Source organism: Acinetobacter shaoyimingii, from assembly GCF_011578045.1.
Classification (GTDB): domain Bacteria; phylum Pseudomonadota; class Gammaproteobacteria; order Pseudomonadales; family Moraxellaceae; genus Acinetobacter; species Acinetobacter shaoyimingii.
Genome location: NZ_CP049801.1, coordinates 459,469 through 481,752, shown reverse-complemented (window position 1 = coordinate 481,752; position 22,284 = coordinate 459,469). Strand labels below are relative to the sequence as shown.

Annotated in this window: 30 protein-coding genes and 1 pseudogene; 6 read left to right on the top strand and 25 right to left on the bottom strand. The window is 41.4% G+C overall.

Annotation, left to right across the window (positions count from 1 at the left end; all coding sequences use genetic code 11):
- Positions 1 to 16 precede the first annotated feature (16 nt).
- The 23 genes and pseudogenes from secY to G8E00_RS02095 form a co-directional block, all read right to left on the bottom strand.
- Entirely contained in the window at positions 17 to 1,336 is a 1,320-nt protein-coding gene (gene secY / locus G8E00_RS02205) for a preprotein translocase subunit SecY (protein ID WP_171522909.1), read from the bottom strand.
- A 45-nt stretch (positions 1,337 to 1,381) separates the two neighbouring features.
- The gene (rplO, locus tag G8E00_RS02200; protein ID WP_120402037.1) at positions 1,382 to 1,822 is read right to left on the bottom strand and encodes a 50S ribosomal protein L15; all 441 of its coding nucleotides are present in this window, start codon (positions 1,820 to 1,822) and stop codon (positions 1,382 to 1,384) included.
- Between the two features lie 3 nt (positions 1,823 to 1,825).
- Positions 1,826 to 2,002 carry a 50S ribosomal protein L30 gene (gene rpmD, locus G8E00_RS02195; protein WP_004786899.1) on the bottom strand — a complete coding sequence of 59 codons (177 nt, stop codon included), beginning with the start codon at positions 2,000 to 2,002 and terminating at the stop codon, positions 1,826 to 1,828.
- Positions 2,003 to 2,008: 6 nt separating this feature from the next.
- Positions 2,009 to 2,506 (bottom strand): 30S ribosomal protein S5, encoded by a 498-nt coding sequence (gene rpsE / locus G8E00_RS02190; RefSeq protein WP_166008608.1) that lies wholly within the window; start codon positions 2,504 to 2,506, stop codon positions 2,009 to 2,011.
- 2 nt (positions 2,507 to 2,508) lie between these two features.
- Positions 2,509 to 2,859 carry a 50S ribosomal protein L18 gene (gene rplR / locus G8E00_RS02185; RefSeq protein ID WP_005012963.1) on the bottom strand — a complete coding sequence of 117 codons (351 nt, stop codon included), beginning with the start codon at positions 2,857 to 2,859 and terminating at the stop codon, positions 2,509 to 2,511.
- A 14-nt stretch (positions 2,860 to 2,873) separates the two neighbouring features.
- Positions 2,874 to 3,407: a 50S ribosomal protein L6 gene (gene rplF / locus G8E00_RS02180; protein WP_166008609.1), complete on the bottom strand. Its 534-nt coding sequence runs from the start codon at positions 3,405 to 3,407 to the stop codon at positions 2,874 to 2,876.
- 13 nt (positions 3,408 to 3,420) lie between these two features.
- Positions 3,421 to 3,816 carry a 30S ribosomal protein S8 gene (gene rpsH, locus G8E00_RS02175; RefSeq protein WP_166008610.1) on the bottom strand — a complete coding sequence of 132 codons (396 nt, stop codon included), beginning with the start codon at positions 3,814 to 3,816 and terminating at the stop codon, positions 3,421 to 3,423.
- 12 nt (positions 3,817 to 3,828) lie between these two features.
- Entirely contained in the window at positions 3,829 to 4,134 is a 306-nt protein-coding gene (gene rpsN, locus G8E00_RS02170) for a 30S ribosomal protein S14 (protein WP_166008611.1), read from the bottom strand.
- Positions 4,135 to 4,143: 9 nt separating this feature from the next.
- Positions 4,144 to 4,680, bottom strand: coding sequence for a 50S ribosomal protein L5 (gene rplE / locus G8E00_RS02165; RefSeq protein WP_166008612.1), 537 nt, complete (start codon positions 4,678 to 4,680; stop codon positions 4,144 to 4,146).
- Between the two features lie 16 nt (positions 4,681 to 4,696).
- Positions 4,697 to 5,014, bottom strand: coding sequence for a 50S ribosomal protein L24 (gene rplX, locus G8E00_RS02160; RefSeq protein ID WP_166008613.1), 318 nt, complete (start codon positions 5,012 to 5,014; stop codon positions 4,697 to 4,699).
- Positions 5,015 to 5,025: 11 nt separating this feature from the next.
- Entirely contained in the window at positions 5,026 to 5,394 is a 369-nt protein-coding gene (rplN, locus tag G8E00_RS02155) for a 50S ribosomal protein L14 (protein ID WP_004725701.1), read from the bottom strand.
- 92 nt (positions 5,395 to 5,486) lie between these two features.
- The gene (gene rpsQ / locus G8E00_RS02150) at positions 5,487 to 5,744 is read right to left on the bottom strand and encodes a 30S ribosomal protein S17 (RefSeq protein WP_166008614.1); all 258 of its coding nucleotides are present in this window, start codon (positions 5,742 to 5,744) and stop codon (positions 5,487 to 5,489) included.
- Entirely contained in the window at positions 5,741 to 5,938 is a 198-nt protein-coding gene (rpmC, locus tag G8E00_RS02145) for a 50S ribosomal protein L29 (RefSeq protein WP_004825188.1), read from the bottom strand. Before rpmC ends, rpsQ begins: the two co-directional genes overlap by 4 nt.
- Positions 5,938 to 6,351, bottom strand: a complete 414-nt coding sequence (gene rplP / locus G8E00_RS02140; protein ID WP_078189276.1) for a 50S ribosomal protein L16 — start codon at positions 6,349 to 6,351, stop codon at positions 5,938 to 5,940. The genes rpmC and rplP overlap by 1 nt, the downstream gene beginning before the upstream one ends.
- Positions 6,291 to 7,107, bottom strand: a pseudogene (gene rpsC, locus G8E00_RS02135) (30S ribosomal protein S3). The gene rplP and the pseudogene rpsC overlap by 61 nt, the downstream one beginning before the upstream one ends.
- A gap of 1 nt (position 7,108) precedes the next feature.
- On the bottom strand, positions 7,109 to 7,438 hold the full coding sequence (rplV, locus tag G8E00_RS02130; protein WP_067762914.1) for a 50S ribosomal protein L22: 330 nt from the start codon (positions 7,436 to 7,438) through the stop codon (positions 7,109 to 7,111).
- Positions 7,439 to 7,447: 9 nt separating this feature from the next.
- Positions 7,448 to 7,723: a 30S ribosomal protein S19 gene (rpsS, locus tag G8E00_RS02125; RefSeq protein WP_004281508.1), complete on the bottom strand. Its 276-nt coding sequence runs from the start codon at positions 7,721 to 7,723 to the stop codon at positions 7,448 to 7,450.
- Between the two features lie 19 nt (positions 7,724 to 7,742).
- Positions 7,743 to 8,567 carry a 50S ribosomal protein L2 gene (rplB, locus tag G8E00_RS02120; protein ID WP_166008616.1) on the bottom strand — a complete coding sequence of 275 codons (825 nt, stop codon included), beginning with the start codon at positions 8,565 to 8,567 and terminating at the stop codon, positions 7,743 to 7,745.
- 11 nt (positions 8,568 to 8,578) lie between these two features.
- A complete protein-coding gene (rplW, locus tag G8E00_RS02115; RefSeq protein WP_166008617.1) occupies positions 8,579 to 8,899 on the bottom strand; it encodes a 50S ribosomal protein L23 in 321 nt (106 codons plus the stop codon).
- Positions 8,896 to 9,498: a 50S ribosomal protein L4 gene (rplD, locus tag G8E00_RS02110; RefSeq protein ID WP_166008618.1), complete on the bottom strand. Its 603-nt coding sequence runs from the start codon at positions 9,496 to 9,498 to the stop codon at positions 8,896 to 8,898. Before rplD ends, rplW begins: the two co-directional genes overlap by 4 nt.
- An 11-nt stretch (positions 9,499 to 9,509) precedes the next feature.
- Positions 9,510 to 10,148, bottom strand: coding sequence for a 50S ribosomal protein L3 (gene rplC / locus G8E00_RS02105; protein ID WP_166221683.1), 639 nt, complete (start codon positions 10,146 to 10,148; stop codon positions 9,510 to 9,512).
- A 60-nt stretch (positions 10,149 to 10,208) separates the two neighbouring features.
- Positions 10,209 to 10,520 carry a 30S ribosomal protein S10 gene (gene rpsJ / locus G8E00_RS02100; protein WP_004725677.1) on the bottom strand — a complete coding sequence of 104 codons (312 nt, stop codon included), beginning with the start codon at positions 10,518 to 10,520 and terminating at the stop codon, positions 10,209 to 10,211.
- Positions 10,521 to 10,797: 277 nt separating this feature from the next.
- Complete coding sequence (locus tag G8E00_RS02095) at positions 10,798 to 11,526, bottom strand: type 1 glutamine amidotransferase (RefSeq protein WP_166221681.1); 729 nt, start codon at positions 11,524 to 11,526, stop codon at positions 10,798 to 10,800.
- A gap of 153 nt (positions 11,527 to 11,679) precedes the next feature.
- On the opposite strand from G8E00_RS02095, the gene G8E00_RS02090 reads away from it, so the two are divergent.
- The 4 genes from G8E00_RS02090 (at position 11,680) to G8E00_RS02075 (ending at position 15,974) form a co-directional block, all read left to right on the top strand.
- Positions 11,680 to 12,903, top strand: a complete 1,224-nt coding sequence (locus G8E00_RS02090) for a PLP-dependent transferase (protein WP_166221679.1) — start codon at positions 11,680 to 11,682, stop codon at positions 12,901 to 12,903.
- 12 nt (positions 12,904 to 12,915) lie between these two features.
- Positions 12,916 to 14,499: a helicase HerA-like domain-containing protein gene (locus tag G8E00_RS02085; RefSeq protein WP_166221677.1), complete on the top strand. Its 1,584-nt coding sequence runs from the start codon at positions 12,916 to 12,918 to the stop codon at positions 14,497 to 14,499.
- A gap of 160 nt (positions 14,500 to 14,659) precedes the next feature.
- A complete protein-coding gene (locus G8E00_RS02080; protein ID WP_166221675.1) occupies positions 14,660 to 15,424 on the top strand; it encodes a globin domain-containing protein in 765 nt (254 codons plus the stop codon).
- Between the two features lie 106 nt (positions 15,425 to 15,530).
- Positions 15,531 to 15,974 carry an RrF2 family transcriptional regulator gene (locus G8E00_RS02075; RefSeq protein ID WP_166221673.1) on the top strand — a complete coding sequence of 148 codons (444 nt, stop codon included), beginning with the start codon at positions 15,531 to 15,533 and terminating at the stop codon, positions 15,972 to 15,974.
- 155 nt (positions 15,975 to 16,129) lie between these two features.
- Here the strand turns inward: G8E00_RS02075 and G8E00_RS02070 are convergent, their stop codons facing one another.
- On the bottom strand, positions 16,130 to 18,538 hold the full coding sequence (locus tag G8E00_RS02070; RefSeq protein WP_166221671.1) for a membrane-bound PQQ-dependent dehydrogenase, glucose/quinate/shikimate family: 2,409 nt from the start codon (positions 18,536 to 18,538) through the stop codon (positions 16,130 to 16,132).
- A gap of 366 nt (positions 18,539 to 18,904) precedes the next feature.
- On the opposite strand from G8E00_RS02070, the gene yihA reads away from it, so the two are divergent.
- The gene (gene yihA / locus G8E00_RS02065) at positions 18,905 to 19,795 is read left to right on the top strand and encodes a ribosome biogenesis GTP-binding protein YihA/YsxC (protein WP_166221669.1); all 891 of its coding nucleotides are present in this window, start codon (positions 18,905 to 18,907) and stop codon (positions 19,793 to 19,795) included.
- Positions 19,796 to 19,940: 145 nt separating this feature from the next.
- The gene (locus G8E00_RS02060) at positions 19,941 to 20,885 is read left to right on the top strand and encodes a metal-dependent hydrolase (protein WP_166008627.1); all 945 of its coding nucleotides are present in this window, start codon (positions 19,941 to 19,943) and stop codon (positions 20,883 to 20,885) included.
- Between the two features lie 115 nt (positions 20,886 to 21,000).
- Here the strand turns inward: G8E00_RS02060 and G8E00_RS02055 are convergent, their stop codons facing one another.
- Positions 21,001 to 22,257, bottom strand: a complete 1,257-nt coding sequence (locus G8E00_RS02055; protein ID WP_166221667.1) for a dicarboxylate/amino acid:cation symporter — start codon at positions 22,255 to 22,257, stop codon at positions 21,001 to 21,003.
- Positions 22,258 to 22,284 lie beyond the last annotated feature (27 nt).

Genomic DNA, 22,284 nt, shown 5'->3' with positions numbered 1-22,284 from the left:
AACCTTCTAAGTGCGCTTATCCCTTAGGATGAGCAGTCGTTTTACTCATGAGTGTCTGATTATCATATTGACGTGAAGTAAGATGAGCTTGAAGCTGAGCCATAAAGTCCATCACTACAACAACCACAATCAGTAAAGATGTCCCACCTAAATTAAATGGAATACCAAATGTACTTTGCAGAACCATTGGCATTAAACAAATTACTGTAATGTAAATAGCGCCAATAAAAGTCAAACGACTAAGAATATGATCTAAATAACGAGCAGTTTGCTCACCTGGGCGAATACCAGGTACATATGCCCCACTACGTTTTAAATTCTCTGAAACCTCTTTAGGGCTAAATACTAGCGCAGTATAGAAATAACAGAAGAAAATAATTAACGCACCAAAAAGCACGAGATACAACGGTTGTCCAGGCGACAAAACTAATGCCAAATCTTGTAGTGTGCGCTTTACGATTCCTGCACTCGGATCAGAGCTACCCAACCATTGACCTAAACTCGCAGGGAACAACAACAATGAACTTGCGAAAATTGCTGGAATTACACCCGCCATGTTTATTTTCAATGGCAAATGACTCTGTTGCGCAGTAAATACTCGACGACCTTGCTGCTTTTGAGCATAGTTAACAGGTATACGACGTTGTGCCTTTTCAATGAACACAATAGCTGCCAAAACAACTAAAGATAATAAACCAAATATTGCGATACCAATTAAGCTAGACTGACCATTTTCCACAAGGGTAAATGACTGAATAACTGTACCTGGTAAACCCGCAACAATACCTGCAAAAATGATCATAGAGATACCATTACCAACACCACGTTCGGTAATTTGCTCCCCCAACCACATGAGGAACATTGTGCCTGCAACTAAAGATGTCAAAGCTGGGACGTAAAAAGCAAGTCCTGAAGTAAAGGTAATTCCTTGACTAATGAGACCTGCACACATTCCAACACCTTGAACAATTGCAAGGAATAATGTGCCATAGCGAGTATATTGGTTAATCTTACGCTTACCCTGCTCGCCCTCTTTCTTTAATGCTTCCAACGAAGGAACCACAGTCGACATTAACTGAACGATAATCGAAGCAGAAATGTACGGCATGATCCCTAACGCAAGAATGGACATTCTTTCCAATGCCCCGCCTGAGAACATATTAAACAAACCAAGGAAAGTTCCCTGATTTGCATTAAAGAAACGTTCTAAAGCGACATTATCAATACCTGGCAGCGGAATATGCGCTCCTAGTCGAAAGACAACCAATGCACCAACCAAAAACATTAATCGGCGAATAATTTCACGATATTTCACGTGAAAAGGTTGACCTTTCATCATGTTAACATGACCTGTAGAACTAGGAGACATAGACACTCGCGATTACTCCTCGACTTTACCGCCAGCAGCTTCAACAGCAGCTTTAGCGCCTTTAGTCAATGCAACACCTTGAACAGTGAATGCACGAGTGATTTCACCAGAAAGAACGATACGAGCACGAATCATATCTTTACGTACTACGTTAGCAGCTTTCAAAGTTTCTAAAGAAACGATGTCGCCTTCAACTTTAGAAAGTTCAGACAAACGTACTTCAGCAGTTTTCAAAGCCAATTGGCTTGTGAAACCGAATTTTGGTAAACGACGATATAACGCTGTTTGACCGCCTTCGAAACCTGGACGAGTACCACCGCTCTTACGTGAGTTTTGACCTTTAACACCACGGCCACCAGTCTTACCAACGCCAGAACCGATACCACGGCCTAGACGAAGGTTATCACGCTTAGCACCTTCTGCAGGTGCAATTGTATTTAAACGCAGAGTCATGGCTTATTCCTCTACACTAACCATATAGTAGACTTGGTTGATCATACCACGGTTAGAAGGTGTGTCTTGAACTTCTACTGTATGACCAATACGACGCAGACCTAAACCTTTAAGGCTAAGCTTGTGATTTTTCAAGCGGTGCGATGCAGATTTAGTCTGGGTAACTTTAATCGTTTTCATGATTGATTACCCTTGAATTTGTTCTACTGATAAACCACGTTTCGCAGCAACTTTCTCAGGAGAAGTCATATCACGCAAACCTTTAAAAGTCGCGTTCACTACGTTCGCAGCATTAGTAGAACCATAACATTTAGTTAATACGTTACGCACACCAACAGCTTCTAAAACTGCACGCATAGCGCCACCAGCAATTACACCAGTACCTTCCGAAGCAGGTTGCATGTAAACGCGGCTTGCACCGTGACGAGAGTTAATAGGGTGTTGTACAGTACCGTTAACAAGTTCAACAGTAATCATGTTACGACGAGCAGCTTCAAGTGCTTTAGAAATAGCAGCTGGAACTTCACGAGCTTTACCACGACCAAAACCTACACGACCATTACCATCACCCACAACAGTTAATGCTGTGAAAGAGAAGATACGACCACCCTTAACAACTTTGGCTACACGATCAACGGCAACCAGCTTTTCAACAAGACCTTCGTTTTGTTCAACTTTAGCCATGATTAGAACTCCAAGCCGTTTTCACGAGCAGCATCAGCCAAGGCTTTGATACGACCATGATATTTGAAACCAGAACGGTCAAATGCCACTTTAGTTACACCAGCAGCTTTCGCACGCTCTGCAATTAAAGCACCAACTTTTTGAGCCGCTTCAACGTTACCAGTAGTACCAGCACGTAGAGTAGCGTCTAAAGTAGAAGCTTGCGCTAATACTTTGCCACCATCTGCTGAGATAACTTGAGCATAGATGTGACGCGGAGTGCGGTTTACACACAAACGAGTCGCACCCAATGCACGGATGTGCAAGCGTGTGCTTTTCGCACGACGCAAACGGGTTTGTTTCTTTTCGTTCATAAGAACCTCGCGCCTTATTTCTTCTTAGCTTCTTTACGAAGTACAACTTCATCAGAATAACGAACACCTTTACCTTTATAAGGCTCTGGTGGACGGTAACCACGGATATCTGCAGCAACTTGACCTAAAGCAGCCTTATCAGCAGATTTAAGTACGATTTCTGTAGCTGTTGGAGTTTCAGCAGTTACACCTTCAGGAAGCGTATAGTCGATTGGGTGAGAGAAACCTAAGTTAAGGTTAACAACGTTACCTTTAACTGCAGCTTTATAACCAACACCAATCAATTGTAATTTACGTTCGAAGCCTTCGTTAACACCTTTAACAAGGTTGTTAAGCACAGCGCGAGCAGTACCAGCTTGCATCCAAGCGTCTTTCGACTCTTTAACTGGAGCAATGTTAAGCTGGCCTTCTTCCTGTTTAAGCTCGACCAGCGCATGCAGGTTGAAAGACAAAGTACCTTTACTGCCTTTCACTTCGACCTGCCGGCCGTTCTGAGTAACTGTTACACCGTTAGGCACAGTTACTGGGGCTTTAGCCACACGAGACATGAGGAATCACCTATTAAGAAACAAAAGCAATAACTTCACCACCGATACCTGCAGCACGTGCAGCGCGATCAGTCATGATGCCTTTGCTTGTAGAAACAATTGCAATACCTAAACCTTGCTTAACGCTCGGAAGTGCATCTTTACCGCGATACTGACGTAGACCTGGACGGCTTACGCGTTTCACAGTTTCGATAACTGGTTTGCCTTCGAAATATTTTAACGTAATTGTTAAAGTTGGTTTGCCTTCAGCTTCAGCAACTTCTACGTTAGAAATGTAACCTTCTTGTTGAAGAACGTTTGCAATAGCAACCTTCAACTTAGAATTTGGCATAGAAACAGTTTGTTTCTTAGCCATTTGTGCGTTACGAACACGTGTTAACATGTCGGCAACGGTATCTTGCATACTCATTCTAGTCGCTCCTTACCAGCTTGCCTTAACAACGCCCGGTACATCACCTTGCATTACAGTTTCGCGTAATTTGTTACGGCTTAAACCGAACTTACGGAAGTAACCATGAGGACGACCAGTTAAACCACAACGGTTACGAAGACGTACTGGAGATGCATTACGTGGTAATGCTTGTAACTTCAATGTCGCTTCAAAACGCTCTTCATCTGATGCATTTACGTTTGCAATAATTGCTTTTAATTCAGCACGTTTTGCAGCGTATTTAGCAACAGTAGCTTCGCGTTTTAATTCGCGATTAATCATACCTTTCTTAGCCATATCGACCTCTTATTTAAACGGGAAGCCGAATGCACGCAATAGCGCACGGCCTTCGTCATCGGTGCGAGCAGTCGTAGTAACGGTAATATCCATACCACGAATACGATCAATCTTATCAAAGTCGATTTCAGGGAACATGATTTGTTCCTTAAGACCCATTGAATAGTTACCACGACCGTCAAATGATTTCGCAGAAAAACCGCGGAAGTCACGAATACGAGGAATCGCGATAGAGATCAAACGATCTAAGAATTCGTACATACGTTCGCCGCGTAAAGTAACTTTACAACCGATCGGCCAACCATCACGAATTTTGAAACCAGCGATAGATTTGCGAGCTAAAGTAAGAACTGGTTTTTGACCAGCAATTGCTTGCATATCAGATAGAGCGCCGTCTAACAATTTCTTGTCAGCAGCAGCAGCACCAACACCCATGTTGATGGTAATTTTTGTGATGCGTGGAATTTCCATCACATTCTTAACGCCCAATGTTTCTTGTAACTGAGCTTTAAGTTCGTCGTTGTAACGTGTTTTAAGTCTGGCCATTGCCTATTTCAACCTATTACTTCGCTACCGCCACTGATTCACCATTTGATTTGAATACGCGAGTTTTCACGCCTTCAACAACTTGGTAACCAACACGGTCAGCCTTTTGGGTTGTAGCATTAAAAATTGCCACGTTAGAGATATGAAGCTCAGCTTCTTGTGTAACGATAGCGCCTTCAGCACCTGTTGCACGGTTCGGCTTTTGATGCTTCTTAACTAAATTAAGGCCTTCAACCTTAACTCGGTCATTAGAAACAGACAAAACAGTACCCTGTTTGCCTTTTTCTTTACCTGCGATCACAATTACTTGATCGCCTTTTTTAATCTTAGCCATGATTGCCTCTATTATAGAACTTCAGGAGCCAATGAAATGATTTTCATGAACTGTTCAGTACGAAGTTCACGAGTCACTGGTCCGAAAATACGAGTTGCAATCGGCGCTTTGTTGTTGTTCAAAATAACAGCTGCGTTATCGTCGAAACGAATAACAGAACCATCTGGACGACGGATGCCGAATTTTGTACGTACAACTACAGCATTCATCACGTCACCTTTTTTAACACGGCCACGTGGAATAGCTTCTTTTACAGTAACTTTAATAATGTCGCCAACAGAAGCATAACGACGATGTGAACCACCTAGTACTTTGATACATTGTACGCGGCGAGCACCACTGTTGTCTGCTACGTCGAGCATACTTTCGGTTTGAATCATTGCCCTACTCCAAAACCGAGCATCACCGGTCAAAATTTCGAAAGGCTCAAAGAGTACTCGAAATTAACCGATGATGCAACAAGAACGTTTAATTACTCAGCAGCAGCTTCAACAACTTCAACTAGAGTCCAAGACTTAGTTTTAGAGATTGGGCGGCTTTCTTTGATAGTCACAACATCACCAGCTTTAGCTGTGTTGTTCTCATCATGAGCGTGTAATTTTGTTGAACGGCGGATTGATTTGCCATACAACGGGTGTTGAACGCGGCGTTCGATAAGAACAACGATAGATTTGTCCATCTTGTCGCTTACTACTTTGCCTGTTAACGTGCGAACTGTTTGCTCACTCATTGTGCGTTCCCCTGTTTTTCGGTAAGGAGGGTCTTGATGCGAGCAATAGTTTTACGAGTAAGCGCAACTTCGTGCGATTTACCCAATTGACCAGTTGCTTTAGCCATGCGAAGACGGAATTGGTTCAACTGTTGCTCATCAAGCAAAGCTGTCAATTCTTCTACCGACTTTTCACGTAGATCTTTAGTTTTCATTACATTACCGTCCGAGTCACGATAGTGGTTTTAAACGGAAGCTTAGCAGCAGCAAGCGTGAACGCTTCGCGAGCCAATTCTTCGTTAACACCATCAATTTCGTACAAGACTTTACCTGGTTTGATTTGGCAAACCCAGTATTCCACAGAACCTTTACCTTTACCCATACGTACTTCTAATGGTTTTTCAGTAATTGGTTTGTCTGGGAAAACACGGATAAAGATCTTACCACCACGTTTAATACGACGGCTGATTGTACGACGCGCAGCTTCAATTTGACGCGCAGTCATTTGACCACGTTCAATTGATTTAAGAGCAATAGTACCAAAAGATACACTGCTACCGCGGTGTGCTAGACCAGTGTTACGGCCTTTTTGCACCTTACGGAATTTAGTACGCTTAGGTTGCAACATGGATTATTCTCCTTTTTCAGCAGAACGATCATTGCGACGACCACGACGCTCCTGACCTTCACCACGACCACGACCGCGTTTAGCTGGACGTTCTTCAGCAGGAGCAGGGTTCATGACTTGTTTCATGCCACCTAAAATCTCACCACGGAAAATCCAAACTTTAACACCAATCGTACCGTAAGTAGTTTCAGCACGAACAGATGAGTAATCGATGTCAGCACGAAGTGTATGCAAAGGTACACGACCTTCACGATACCACTCAGTACGAGCAATCTCAGCACCACCTAAACGACCAGAAACTTCAACTTTGATACCTTTAGCACCAGCACGCATTGTGTTTTGAACCGCACGCTTCATAGCACGACGGAACATTACACGTTTTTCTAATTGAGAAGCGATAGCTTCACCAACTAGACGAGCGTCTAAGTCTGGGCGATCGATTTCGTTGATGCTTACTTGCGCAGGAACACCCATAATAGATGTTAATTCGCGTTGTAATTTCTCAATGTCTTCGCCTTTTTTACCGATAACGATACCAGGACGAGCAGTGCTAATAGTAACTTTAGCAGCGCCAGTAGGACGTTCGATAAGAATATTGCTCACCATCGCATTCTTAAGTTTTTTAGTTAAAAACTCACGAACTTGAAGATCTTTAAGCAAGTATTCAGCATATTGTTTCGGACTCGCATACCAGTTAGCGTTATGACGTTTCACAACACCTAGGCGGATACCGATTGGATGAACCTTCTGACCCATATCAAACCCCTACCTTAACGGTAATGTGACAAGTACGCTTAGTAATACGATCTGCACGGCCTTTAGCACGTGGCAAAATACGTTTAAGGCTAGTGCCTTCATCAACGTAGATCGTAGAAACTTTAAGGTCGTCTACATCTAAACTGTTATTGTGTTCAGCATTTGCAATTGCAGATTCCAATGCCTTCTTAACTAAAACTGCAGCTTTTTTGTTGCTGAAGTTTAAGATATTAAGCGCGTGAGCAACAGATTTGCCACGGATTAGATCTGCAACCAAACGAGTTTTTTGTGCCGAGATAGCGGCACCGCGTAATTTAGCAGTAACTTCCATCATAGCACCTTAACGTTTAGACTTCTTGTCAACACCGTGACCACGATAGGTACGAGTTGGCGCGAATTCACCGAGTTTATGACCAACCATATGTTCAGATACAATCACTGGAACATGGTTACGGCCATTATGGACAGAAATTGTTAAACCAACAAAATCCGGGAGGATCATCGAACGACGCGACCAAGTTTTGATCGGCTTACGGTTATTAGCCGCGATAGCCGCTTCAACCTTAGCGAACAAGTGCGCATCGACGAATGGGCCTTTTTTCAGAGAACGAGGCATTGTCAGATTCCTTTACTTGTTACTTAACGCGACGGTCGCGAATGATCATCTTAGTCGTACGCTTGTTGGTACGTGTCTTGTACCCTTTAGCTTTTTGACCCCATGGGCTTACAGGTTGAATACCTTTGTTACGCCCTTCACCACCACCGTGTGGATGGTCTACTGGGTTCATCGCCATACCACGAACGGTAGGACGAACACCACGCCAGCGTGATGCACCAGCTTTACCTAGTGAACGAAGGTTGCTTTCTTGGTTAGAAACTTCACCAAGAACTGCACGGCATTCAACGTGAATTTTACGCATCTCGCCTGAACGAAGACGAACGATAGCGTAAGAACCGTCACGACCCAACAACTGAACAGAAGTACCAGCTGAACGAGCAAGTTGCGCGCCTTTACCGATTTTAAGTTCGATGTTGTGAAGAGTAGAACCGATAGGCATGTTGCGAAGTGGCAAGCAGTTACCTGGACGAATTGGAGCATCGTTACCAGATTGTACTTTATCACCAGCGCGAAGGCCTTTAGGTGCAATAATATAGCGACGTTCACCGTCAGCATATTTCAATAAAGCAATATGAGCTGTACGGTTAGGATCGTATTCAATACGCTCAACTACAGCAGGGATGCCGTCTTTGTTACGTTTGAAGTCAACGATACGGTAGTGCTGTTTATGACCACCACCAACGTGACGAGTAGTAATGTGACCGTTGTTATTACGACCACCAGTACGTTTTTTAGCTTCTACCAACGGTGCATATGGAGCGCCTTTGTGAAGATGGTCGTGAACGACTTTCTCTACAAAGCGACGTCCTGGAGACGTTGGCTTACATTTTTGAATAGGCATAAATTTCGTCCTTATTCCGCTGCGCTTTCAGCGGTATCGCCCAAGTCAGCCATTTCAACATCTTGGCCAGCTTTCAGGGTGACGTATGCTTTTTTAACATCAGAACGACGTCCTAATGTTTTACCAAAGCGTTTAGTCTTACCTTTAGTGATCGTCGTGTTAACTTTAACAACTTCTACACCAAAGAGTTGTTCAACTGCTTTTTTGATTTCAAGTTTGTTTGCATTTAATGCAACTTTAAATACTTGAACACCAGCAGTCTCACCTAAAACTTGAGCTTTTTCTGAGAATACAGGTCCTTGTAGGACTTGATAGATACGTTCGTTGTTCATCCGAGTTCTACCTCAATTTTCTTAGCAGCAGCTACAGACATAACAACTTTGTCAAACGCAATCAAGCTAACTGGATCAATTGCAGCAGCATCAACCACATCTACATGTGGAATGTTGCGAGCAGCAAGATACAAGTTCTCATCAACAGCATCAGTAACGATCAATGCACGAGTTGCATTTAAGTCGTTAAGTTTTGCAAGCAATTCTTTAGTTTTTGGAGCAGCAACAGCAAACTCTTCTACTAATACTAAGCGATCTTGACGAACAAGTTCAGCTAGGATGCATTGCATAGCACCGCGGTACATTTTACGGTTAACTTTTTGAGACCAATCTTGTGGACGAGCAGCAAAAGTTTTACCACCACCAACCCAGATAGGGCTACGAATAGAACCAGCACGTGCACGGCCAGTACCTTTTTGACGGAAAGGTTTTTTACCACCGCCAGATACTTCACCACGTGATTTTTGAGCTTTAGAACCTTGACGACCACCAGCTAAGTAAGCTGTAACAACTTGGTGTACAAGAGCTTCGTTAAACTCACGTCCGAAAGCAACTTCAGACAATTCAACAGCAGAGCCGGAAACAGTATTTAAATTCACGTTATTTCCCCTCAGGCCTTGATCGTAGGACGAACAGTTACGTCGCCACCAGTAGCACCAGGAATCGCACCTTTAACAACGAGAACTGAACGTTCAGCATCGATAGATACAATTTCAAGACCTTGAACTGTTACGCGTTCAGCACCTAAGTGACCAGGCATTTTTTTGCCTTTAAAAACGCGACCAGGAGTTTGGTTTTGACCTGTAGAACCTACAACACGGTGAGACAATGAGTTACCGTGAGTAGCGTCTTGAGTACGGAAGTTCCAACGCTTAACACCACCTTGGAAACCTTTACCTTTAGACTGACCAGTTACGTCAACAATTTGACCCACTGCGAACAAATCTACACCGATAGTACCGCCAACTTCACGACCTTCAAGATCAGCTTCTGTAGCACGGAATTCTTGAACTAAACGACCAGCAGCAACACCCGCTTTCGCGAAGTGACCTTTCTGAGGGTTAGTTACGCGAGATTCGCGACGTTCACCAGTAGTGATTTGAATCGCTTGATAACCATCAGTTTCAAGCGTTTTGATTTGAGTGATACGGTTAGGATCAACCTCAATCACTGTAACAGGCACAGAAACACCAGCATCTGTAAAGATACGTGTCATACCGCACTTGCGACCGACTAAACCAATAGCCATGTGCATAAACCTCTAAAAAAGCGGCTTAATTAACTTAGAGTGTTAATTAACCCGAAAGCCTTAACCCAAAGCGATCTGAACATCAACACCAGCAGCAAGATCTAATTTCATCAATGCATCAACAGTTTTATCTGTAGGTTGAACGATATCGATCAAGCGTTTGTAAGTGCGGATTTCATACTGATCACGCGCATCTTTGTTTACGTGCGGTGAAGTAAGAACGTTAAAACGTTCGATGCGAGTAGGCATCGGGATTGGACCACAAACTTGTGCGCCAGTACGTTTTGCTGTTTCTACGATCTCTTGAGAAGATTGATCAATTAAACGGTGATCAAAAGACTTCAAACGGATACGGATTCTCTGGTTAGACATACCAGTAAACTCCAAGCCAAATGTATATAAAGAATCACCTCTGACGCATCTCACCCCACAAAGTAGGCAAGTGTCAAAGGCAGTGAAAATCACTAAGGTCGTGATCGATGCCACAACTGTAACGATCTAAACAACATCTTCTGTTGTTTAGCCCTCAATATTCAAGGGTCGCTTATTATAGCGATTGTTTAACCATTAAGCAAACCCATTTCTTGTTTTTTATCTCATTTTTAGATAATTATTTGTAACCATTTTGCATAAAAAACATTCAAAAAAATTATGCACCTAAAACATAGTCAATTGCGGAATTTAACAGTTGATTTGCTGGCTTAAAATCTTCAGCTTTACTTTTACGCAATGTCGCAAAACTTTGAACATACGGTCCATTAAAAACCTGTTCTTGTTCTTCATCTTCTATAAATGCTTCTAAAACTCTAGGTATAATTTCAGGGTGAAACTGAAAACCCAAGACATTTTTCCCAATTTGATACATTTGGTTTGCACAGACCTGATTTTCAGCTAAACGAATTGCCCCTTTCGGAATTTCAAAGGTTTCGCTATGCCATTGCATAACTTTTATTTCATCTGGAAATTTGAAACAATGTTCAGGTACCGCTTCTGATTTATAGACTTTAACCCACCCCAATTCTTGTTCAGGATTTCTAGATACTTTTGCCCCCAAGGTATTTGCAATGAGTTGCCCCCCTAAACAGAGCCCAATTGCAGGTTTTCCTTGCGCCAAATAGCGCCTTAGCCATCTTTTTTCAATTTTCAGCCAAGGAAAATTAGCTTCATCATTGACACTCATTGTGCCACCCATAATGATCAATAAATCCACGTTTTCTACAGTGGGTAATGCTTCAATTTCTAAAGCAAAATCAGTAGGTAGTGCAAAAAACTCTGTAGCTGTAATATTTGCACCAAGCGACTTTAAATAGTCATAACAACTTCCGAATCCTTCGCCAGCAATATGCTGAAAATAATGTACGTTTAACTTTCTCATCAAAGTTGACCCATATTGTTATCATGTATGCACTACCTTGCAAAAATGAAGCCAACCCGACATATCATTTAAATTTTTAAACAATTCATTGCTTTGTTTAACTTGGTTATTATGTTTTTCTTATCTATATGAAATTTATGTAACTCGAGCCATCACGTGAAAAATAAACCTCAGACACGTCTCATCCACGCGCCACGTAAAGCACCACAATATATCGCTACAGTGCAACCTCCCTTATATCGTGCATCTACGATTATTTTTGAAAATACCAATGCATTATTCAATCGCCACTGGACAGATGAATACGATTATAGCTACGGTACACATGGCACACCGACGACATTTACCCTAGGTGACCAGATTGCTCAAATTGAAGGTGGACGTTACTGCCTGCTTGCACCGAGTGGACTTTCAGCAATCAATTTAGTCAATTCATGTTTCTTAAATCATGGTGACGAGGTCTGGGTTTCAGACAATATTTATGGTCCAAATATGGAGCATTTGCGTAATCTAGAATCACGTTACGGTATTAGTGTTAAAGTTTATAATTCGATAGATGTGGATAGCTTTACCCCGAGTGAAAAAGCAAAATTGATTTGGCTAGAAGCCGCAGGCTCTGTGACTTTAGAATTTCCAGATTTAATCAATCTCGTCAAAAAAGCACAAAAACATAAAATTCTGACGGCTTTAGATAACACATGGGGTGCAGGCTTAGCCTTTAATGCTTTTGATTTTGGCGATGAACATTTGAGCGTAGATATCAGTGTTCATGCCCTCACCAAATACCCAAGCGGTGGTGGTGATATTTTAATGGGCTCAGTATTGACCCGTGATCAAAAGCTTCATCATCAGTTATTCCGCATGCATGCGATTCAAGGGATTGCCATTTCAGGTGATGATGCCGCACAAGTTCAACGTAGCCTTGCGTCTATGCAAATTCGCTACGAACATCAATGTAAAAGTGCTTTAACGCTTCTAGACTGGCTCAAATCTCAAGATGATTTTGTTCAAGTGCTACACCCTGCAGATGAATCATCAGCTGGACATTCATACTGGAAAGAAATTTGTACATCAGGTTTGAGTGCAGGTTTAGTCAGTGTTATTTTTAAACCAGAATATGATTTAACTGATATTCGATATTTCTGTGATCAACTCAAGTTATTTAAACTCGGATTTAGTTGGGGTGGTCCTGTAAGTTTAGTGATGCTTTATCATTTAAAAGACATGCGCCAGCTTGAAAATCAGCATTTAAAACAAGGCTTACTGGTGCGTTTTTGTATAGGACTAGAACATCCTGAAGATTTAATACAAGATATAGAAAATGCATTAAAGCAATTACAAAAGTACAAGTACGAACAACCAATACAACAAACAGAATAGGACAGAAACTTTATGGGTACACCAATCATTATTGCAAAAAAAACCACCGACACACAGCAAGACGTTGTCTTATATTCCCAATTTGCCAATCGTCACGGCTTAATTGCTGGGGCGACAGGTACAGGTAAGACCGTAACACTCAAAGTCTTGGCAGAAAGTTTTTCTCGCATTGGTGTACCTGTATTTTTAGCCGATGCCAAAGGTGATGTATCTAGCCTAGCCAAAGCGGGTGAAAGCAATCCAAAATTTGAAGATCGACTCAAAAGCTTAAATATCGATAGTGTTCCCTTTACATCCTATCCAGTGGTGTTTTGGGATTTATTTGGTGAGCAAGGACATCCTATTCGCACCACGATTTCTGAAATTGGCCCATTACTTCTTGCGCAAATGCTGAATTTGAATGACACGCAAGAAGGTGTGCTTTCAGCCGTGTTTCGTATTGCCGATGATCAAGGATTATTGCTCATCGATTTTAAAGATTTAAAAGCCATGTTGACTTATGTCAGTGAACACGCAGCAGAATTTAAAGCCGAATACGGTAATCTCTCCCCTGCGAGTTTAGGTGCAATTCAACGTAACTTATTGGCTTTGGCTGACCAAGGCGGAGACAAGTTCTTTGGCGAGCCTGCGCTTAATATCATGGACTTCATCCAAACGGACAGCCAAGGACGTGGTTCAATCAATCTGCTGGCGGCAGATAAACTGATGAACACACCTAAACTGTATGCCACTTTCTTGCTGTGGATGTTGTCGGAATTGTTTGAACAATTGCCTGAAGTCGGTGATATGGATAAACCCAAATTGGTGTTTTTCTTCGATGAAGCCCATTTACTCTTTGATAATGCCAGCCCTGCTTTACAAGAAAAAATCGAACAAGTGGTTCGTTTGATTCGCTCTAAAGGTGTTGGCATTTACTTTGTCACTCAAAACCCATTGGATTTACCTGAAAGTGTTTTAGGGCAACTGGGAAATCGTGTACAACATGCCTTACGTGCATTTACCCCCAAAGATCAAAAGGCAGTAAAAACGGCTGCTGACACTTTCCGCACCAATCCTGAGTTTAAAGTCGATCAAGTGATTACTGAACTGGGTGTTGGTGAAGCACTGATCAGCTGCCTAGATGAACAAGGGATTCCACAAATTGTACAACGCGCTTGGGTGATGCCTCCTTACTCTTCGTTTAATCCGATTAGCATCGATGAACGAAAGAGCTTGATGAATCAAAGCATCATTGCAGGTGTGTATGAACAGAGCCTAGACCGAGAAAGTGCTTTTGAGAAGCTTCAAAATAAAGTGGCTGAACGTCAACAGCAAGCGATTCAATCTGAACAAGAAAAACAACAAGCCAAAGCACAAGAGGCTCTGGCAAAACAACAAGCCAAAGAAGCAGAAGCCCTTGCCAAACAACAGGCGAAAGAGCAAGAACGTATCGCTCGTGAGCAACAAAAAGAAGCGGAACGTTCAGCTAAACAACGGGAAAAGCTTATTCAAGACACCGTCGGGACTTTTGCTAAAAGTGCTGCACGTAGCTTAGGTGGCTCTACTGGACAAAAGATTGTGCGTGGTCTACTCGGTTCGCTTTTCGGTAAAAAATAGCTTTCCAAAAAGTCATTTGATTTACAGATCATAAATGCAAAAACGATGGGATATTTTTATATCCCATAATTTTTTTATGGATTTAATTTTTTACGGGTTGTAAATACCCACTTAAAGGTATATTTTAAATACATCTTTTAATCAAATAGAATTCAAAGCCATGAATCCACAGCATATTGAACTCGTAAAAAGCACTGTTCCTGTTCTTCGTGAAAACGGCGTAGCGCTCACCAGTTATTTCTACCAGCGCATGTTAAAAAACCACCCAGAACTCAATAATGTGTTTAACTTAGATCATCAAAGTACAGGTCGCCAACCTCGTGCACTTGCTGCTGCTGTTTTGGCTTATGCAGAAAATATTGAAAATCCAAGCGTATTGGCTAAGGCGGTAGAACATATCACCACCAAGCATGTGAGTCTCGACATTCAACCTGAACAATACAACATTGTCGGTGAAAACTTACTGCATTCGATTAGTGAAGTTTTAGATGTGCCCATGGATTCAGATTTGATTGCTGCATGGAAAGAGGCTTATTTCCAATTGGCAGATATTCTGATTGGTGTAGAAAAACAAAAGTATGAAAACTTAGCTACTCAACATGGCGGCTGGGCTGGATGGCGTGCCTTTGTTATTAGCAACATTGAAGAACATGAAAATGGCAAACGTTTCACCTTAAAAGCACAAGATGATCAAAGCATTGTCACAGCAGAAGCTGGAAGCTTTATTTCAGTCAAAGTTGCCGTGCCGAATCAAGCACTTCAGCAACCTCAACAGTTCAGCTTCAGTGAAGCGCAAAATAATTTAGTGTATACATTTGATGTAAAACCTGAAGAAAACGGCACAGCATTTTCTGTTGCCAATATTCTGCTGAATCAATACAAAGCTGGTGATGTTGTACAGGTTTCAGCACCATTAAAACGTTGATCCTAAATTAAATTTATTGAAGCTCTAGCATCAAACTTGGCCTGAAAGTTTCCATTTCCTTAATTTTCAGGCTAAGATTTCATAGACCGCCTTATATGAAGCCTCTATGCAACTCAATAAATTTTCCGACTATGCACTTCGTGTACTGATGTATATCTCTCAAGACAGGGATACACCTTATACGATTGCTGAAATTGCGGAAAATTTACAAGTTTCTGAAAATCATTTGGTCAAAATTGTCCATTTTATGGCGAAACAAGAATGGATTATCACCACACGCGGCAAAGGTGGTGGAATGCGTTTAAATCCTAATAGTCTGACTTTAAAATTAGGCGTCATTGTCCGAATTTTAGAAGGCAATACGCAAATTGTGGAGTGCAATACCCCACCCTGTGTGTTACGCAATCATTGCGGATTAAAAGGAATTTTAGACCAAGCGGTAGAACAGTTTTACCAAACACTGGATCAATATACCTTACAACAAGTTTTGGCACGATCACCACAGCACAGTGTCTCTAGCCAATCCCCTATTCCTTTGCTGAATCTTTAGTGATTTTTCTTACAAGGCTATTTTTTCTTTAATTTTTTAATTCTTTTAAATTTTTATTTTTTTATCATTTCTTTTTTTAACTCAATTTTCTACGCCAATAAAAAAACCACCTCAGCCTAGACCAAGATGGTTTGTTTAAAATTCTATTTTAAAGATTATTTAGGCAACTTATATGCCACCAAATAATCGCCTACTGGGGTTTTCATAAAGTGATGACCACCCGCCATAATCACAAGATATTGTTCACCATTTTGTGAATAGGTCATTGGTGTCGCTTGACCACCTGCAGGCAAGACATCATGCCAAAGCTCTTTACCTGTTTTGATATCAATCGCACGGATTTTATTGTCTGTGGTTGCTGCAACAAAGGCTACACCACCCGCAGTCACGATTGGACCACCATTATTTGGTAAACCAATTTGGATTGGTAAATAGGTTTTCAAATTCAATGGACCATTACGTTCAGCCGTACCTAAAGGATGTTGCCAAAGCACTTTTTTGGTATGTAAATCAATCGCTGAGATCATACCGTACGGTGGTTCGCTACACAGCATTTTAGTTGGGCTATAGAACGGACTGATATTTAAACCATATGGCGTTTCATCCATTGGACGCTTGGTACTTAAGATTTTAGGATTAAACTTCGGACTATCTAAAGAATACACACCATCTTTTTCTACGTTTTCACGTGTTAAAAGTTGAGCATACATAGGTGTGTTGTTCCAGTTCGCAATGATTACACCTGAGTTGCCATCATACGCATAGCTTCCCCAATCACTACCACCGTTGTTACCTGGATACATGATCCAAGGTTTAGAAATACTTGGAGGCGTAAAGATGCCATTGTAGTTGGCTTGTTTAAACTTAATACGACAAACCAATTGATCCAGTGGTGATAAGCCCCACATTTGTTTCTCAGTTAAATCTGGGAAACCTAGACGTGGCATATCCACGGAGAACGGTTGCGTTGGAGAACGTGTATCATCTTTTAAGTCACCCGCAGGAACTGCTTTCTCTTCAACTTTAGACAGTGGCTTCCCTGTTACTCGGTTAACAATGAAGGTTTCACCCATTTTAGTCGGGATCAACATTGCAGGAACAGCCTTGCCCGAAGCATCAGGATAATCCATTAATGTCGGTTGTGAACCCAAGTCCATATCCCAAACATCTTTATGAACGGTTTGGAACACCCAACGTACATCACCTGTTTGTGCATCCAAAGCAACCACCGCTGAAGATACTTCATTTTCAGCTTTGGTTCGTGTGCCACTATAGTGATCGGCAGCCGAGTTACCCATTGGGATATACACTAAACCAAGTTTTTCATCACCGACTGATGCAGTCCATGAGTTTGGTGTACCACGGCTATATTCTTCGCCTTCTTTTGGTTCACCTTTTTGACCCGGACGATTCACATCCCAAGCCCATTTGAATGCGCCTGTTTCAGCGTCATAACCACGTGTTACACCTGATGGCGCCCAACGACGTTGGTTATCTTTAACTTCCTGACTGGTGACAATGGTGTCTTTCACAATACTGACCGGTGCAGTAATCGCCACAAAGCTTGGTACGGTATAACCCATACCTTTAAGCAAGTTCACTTGACCATGCTCACCAAAGCCTTCGCATGCTTTACCTGTTTCTGTATCTACAGCAAGTAAACGCATATCTAAAGTTCCCACAACGATACGGCTATGACATGCCTGACCTGATGGCACTACTTTAGATTCATAATAAGTCAAACCACGACAAGCAGCGGTATAAGGAATACTTTTGTATTCAACACCAGATTTGAATTTCCAAATCTCTTTACCTGTGGTCGGGTCAATACGACTGATATTGTTGGTCGCACTACATACATACAAACCATTACCGACTTTAATCGGTGTATGTTCTGCTGCCCATTTATTGGATTTATCCGCAGGAGGCAAATCGCCTGTACGATACACCCAAGCACGCTCAAGCTTCGATGCATTTTCAGCATTGATTTGCTTTAAGGGTGAATAACGCGTGGCATTGGAATCACGACCATAATATTTCCAATCTGAATCCGCTTGTGTCGGATCATTGACACGTGTATCTGCTGTTAAAGGTTGCGTTGGAAATGCGGCATCAGATTTGAATGAAAACTGTGGAGTAAATGCACAAATACCTGCGATGACGAAACATACAACCAAAAAGCCACTTAAACCAAGTGATACTTTACGGCTTGCACCACGTTCAATTTTAGGTAATAGCAATGCCAGAACTAAGGCAAATACCGCAAAAACAGCTGTACGTGGAACCCAACCCCAGAAGCGAGCACCGCTTTCCCAGATTGTCCACAACAATGTAGCCACGAATAGTGCTGCAAAAATCCATGCACCTGACATTTTATTTCTAAACAATTGAATGCCTGAAACAATCAGTGCAAGACCTGCAATTAAATAATACCAAGATCCACTTAGACTGATGAGGTATCCCCCACCAATTAGCAAAGGCAATCCGAACAGTACGAATACAATGGCTAATAATTTAACTAAGATTGATGATTGTCTTGGTGTAGGTTTCTCTTGAACAATCATAAATACCTCTGATCGCACCACTCTCTAAAATTCACTTTAAGATTCAGAGTGATACACTTGGAAAAATGTTAAATAAATTGATATAAATTAGAAAAAGTTAATAGGGAAATAAAGTTCATTCACAAACTATTTATGAATGCTGATTAATACTCACCCATGATTATCACACTAAGTGATCATAATAAATATTATTTAATATAACTAAACTATTATTACTGAAACACAGCTTCCTATTCTTTTTAATGATGTATTTTCAGATTTTTCTATTCAGCCCTGCAAATTCACAATAAACCAGATCATTCATTCGCTTGCTTTACAGACTTCCTTTATAATGCCTGCTGTAGATCATTTTATTGAAGTTGAGTTATGCATCGCAGTAGTGGAAAGTCTAAGAACGCCAAGACATCAAACGCGCCTAAACAAAAGATTAGCTACGAAAAACAAGTTGATCCTGCGATTACGGAATATGCAGTCTCAGCTTTAAATTGGTTACGTAAAGCCGAATTTTTAATGAGCGCACCAAAGCTCAGCATTTGTGTAGAAGATCTGGGCTACGAAGTGGCATTCGCAGGACGCTCAAATGCAGGCAAATCCAGTGCCATTAACGCTTTGACCAATCAAAAACAATTGGCTCGTGCATCTAAACGCCCCGGCCGCACCCAAATGATTAACTTTTTTAGTTTAGGCAATGCCATTCAGCGTTTGGTCGATTTACCCGGTTATGGTTATGCTGCCGTACCTGAAGCCATGAAACTTGTTTGGCAAAAAGAACTTGAAAACTATTTGATTCATCGTAAAAGCTTACAAGGCTTGGTGTTGCTCATGGATATTCGTCATCCACTACAACACTTTGATGTGATGATGCTCGAATGGGCATATTCACGTAAACTGTTTGTACATGTGCTTTTGACCAAATCGGATAAGCTGAACCGTGGTCCTGCATCAAAAGTATTGCAAGAAGTCAAAAGCACCTTGAGAAAGATGAAGTTAAATTTCTCGATTCAATTGTTCTCATCGTTAAACAAACAAGGTTTAGAAGAGCTTGCAAGTGTGATGGCGGGTCGTTTGAACTACACTCTTGAAAATCCAACAGGATTTGATTTAGCTGAGATTCCTGAAGCATCCGACCTAGACTCAGATGTTGACGATATAGATGATGTTGATGTTGATGTTGATGTTGATGTTGATGTTGATGTTGATGTTGATGTTGATGTTGATGTTGATCAAGCAGGCACAAATATTGAGCCTAAAGCATAATCACGTTTAAAAAATGTTGTAGATATAACAAGTCATTACAAAAAAAATCCTTTTAGACAAATGAATGTCCCCAATTGCTAAATACAAATGGGGACTTTTTTTTATACTAAATTTGAAGATCACAACAATAATTTAGGAAAATGTGATGAAACTATTATCTGCGTTAAAAAATAGTAAGCTTGGCTCATCGATTAAGTATCACATTAAACCGCGCAAAGTAAAATTTGAATGGGCTGACACGCCTGTAGATTGGATTCCACAGCAACCATTTGCCAGTTATTTTATTAATGAAATTAATATGATTTTACCAGCAGGCGAATTTTGGTTCTGTCGTTTATACAATAAAGTGCTGCCAAAAATTACAGATGAAAAACTCAAAGAAGATGTTAAAGCATTCATTCGCCAAGAAGCGATGCATGCGCAAGCACATACCTCAGCCAATAAAGAATACCTGACTGTTCGAAATATTGATGTCAGCCGTAATTTGAAAGTCATGGATTTTCTATTTACCAAAATGCTAGCAGATCAACCTTTGGGTTTAAACGTCCCAAAAGTTCTTGAACATCAATGGGATTTATTCCGTCTTGGTGTCATCGCAACCGTTGAACATATGACCTGTGTTCTTGGTAAATACGCCCTTTATAATAAGTATTGGGAAAAGTTAGGCGCAGACCCTGCCATGCTTGATTTGGTCAAATGGCATGGTGCTGAAGAAATAGAGCATCGCACCGTAGCGTTCGATTTATATCGACATTTAGGTGGTGGTTATATCGCTCGTTATTATCAAAGTGTGATTGTTATTGCTGCTGTTCTAGGTCTTTGGGTCGACGGCGCAGCACATATCATGAGCCAAGACCCACGCTTTAAGTCAATTAAACCAAGTGTATTTAAGCCTTGGATCTGGCGTGAATGGTATAATATTTCACAAGATAATAACCGCTTACTGCCTAATCCACTTTGGTTAGTCTCACAACAATTGGGTTACCTAACGCCTTGGTACGATCCCGTACATGAAGCGAAAACTGAAGATGCAATTGCTTATCTGGACAATTCCCCTGCAGCTAAACGCGCATTATTGAAAATCGCTTAAACTGGATTCCATATTTCATGTAAAAAAGCAGGCTTGATGCCTGCTTTTTTACACAATCTTTATAATCTAAATTTATAATTTAAAGAGCCTAAAAATCTAATCTGTTTTCATCTCATCATGAACTCGATGGCGTATTTAAAACAGCATCATCAGGTTTGGTATAACGATCGACCACCACACTAATCATCATATCCCCCTGAACATTCACCACTGTACGTACTGTATCAAGTAAGCGATCGATCGGTATTAAAATTGCAATGGCTTCAGCAGGCAGTCCCACAGATTGAAGTACCATGATCATGGTCACCATCCCTGCACTCGGAATACCAGGTGCTCCCAAAGATGCAATCATTGCTGTCGCACAAACAATCAGTTGTTGTCCCAACGTTAAATCGAGCCCCATCAAATTGGCGATAAACAGTGCCGCAGCAGCTTCATACAGTGCTGTACCATCCATGTTGAGCTGTGTACCCAATGGAATCACAAAACCCGCAGTTTGAGGACGTACACCTAGATTTTCCTGTGCACATTTCATTGAAAGTGGCATGGTTGCCGAACTTGAACTGGTCGCAAATGCAGTAATAAGCGCTGTGCGTGTTCCTTTAAAAAAAGTCCAAGGACTCATTTTTCCAAAAATCCAGAGTAAGAGTGGTAACACCACTGCACCATGAAAAATTGTGGTTCCTGTTACGACCACAGCGAACTCGACCAATCGATTAATGACGGAAATATCCTCAGTTGCAATGAGTTTCGCTAACAACGCAAAAATACCAATCGGCGCAAGTTTCATGACCCAACCAATCATCAGCATCATAATTTCAAAAAATTGCTGACTTAAATTGCGAACTGTATTGAATTTTTCCCCACCTTTCACCAGTGCCACACCCACCATGAGTGCGAATACCACCACCGCCAATACATTGCCTTCAGCAAAAGCCTTAAATGGATTGATCAATGTGTTTTGAATGAAGTTGGTGAAAAATGATGATGGCGTCAAAGTATCTGGGGTTTGATGTTGTGCCATGGCATCTTGGAATAAAGCGATATCTACTCCTTTCCCGACTTGGAAAATATGCGCACAGGTCAATCCTAAAATCAGTGCCAAGGTGGTGGTGGTTACACAACAAGCTAAGGTAATTTTCCATGTCCGGCTCAATTGACCGCCAGACTGTAAATTGGACACACCCACCACGATTGAGCTAAAAATTAAAGGAATTAATAACAGTTTGAGTAAGCCAATAAAAATACTGCTGGCAATACTCAATCCATAAATACTTCCATCAAAAAATGAAGTTTCTGGATATAAATTTAAAAAGAAACCAAAAGCGACACCTAAAATTGCGGCAATCAATATTTGCGTGTTTAAGCTCATAGACCATGCTTTATTTTTGAAAAATCC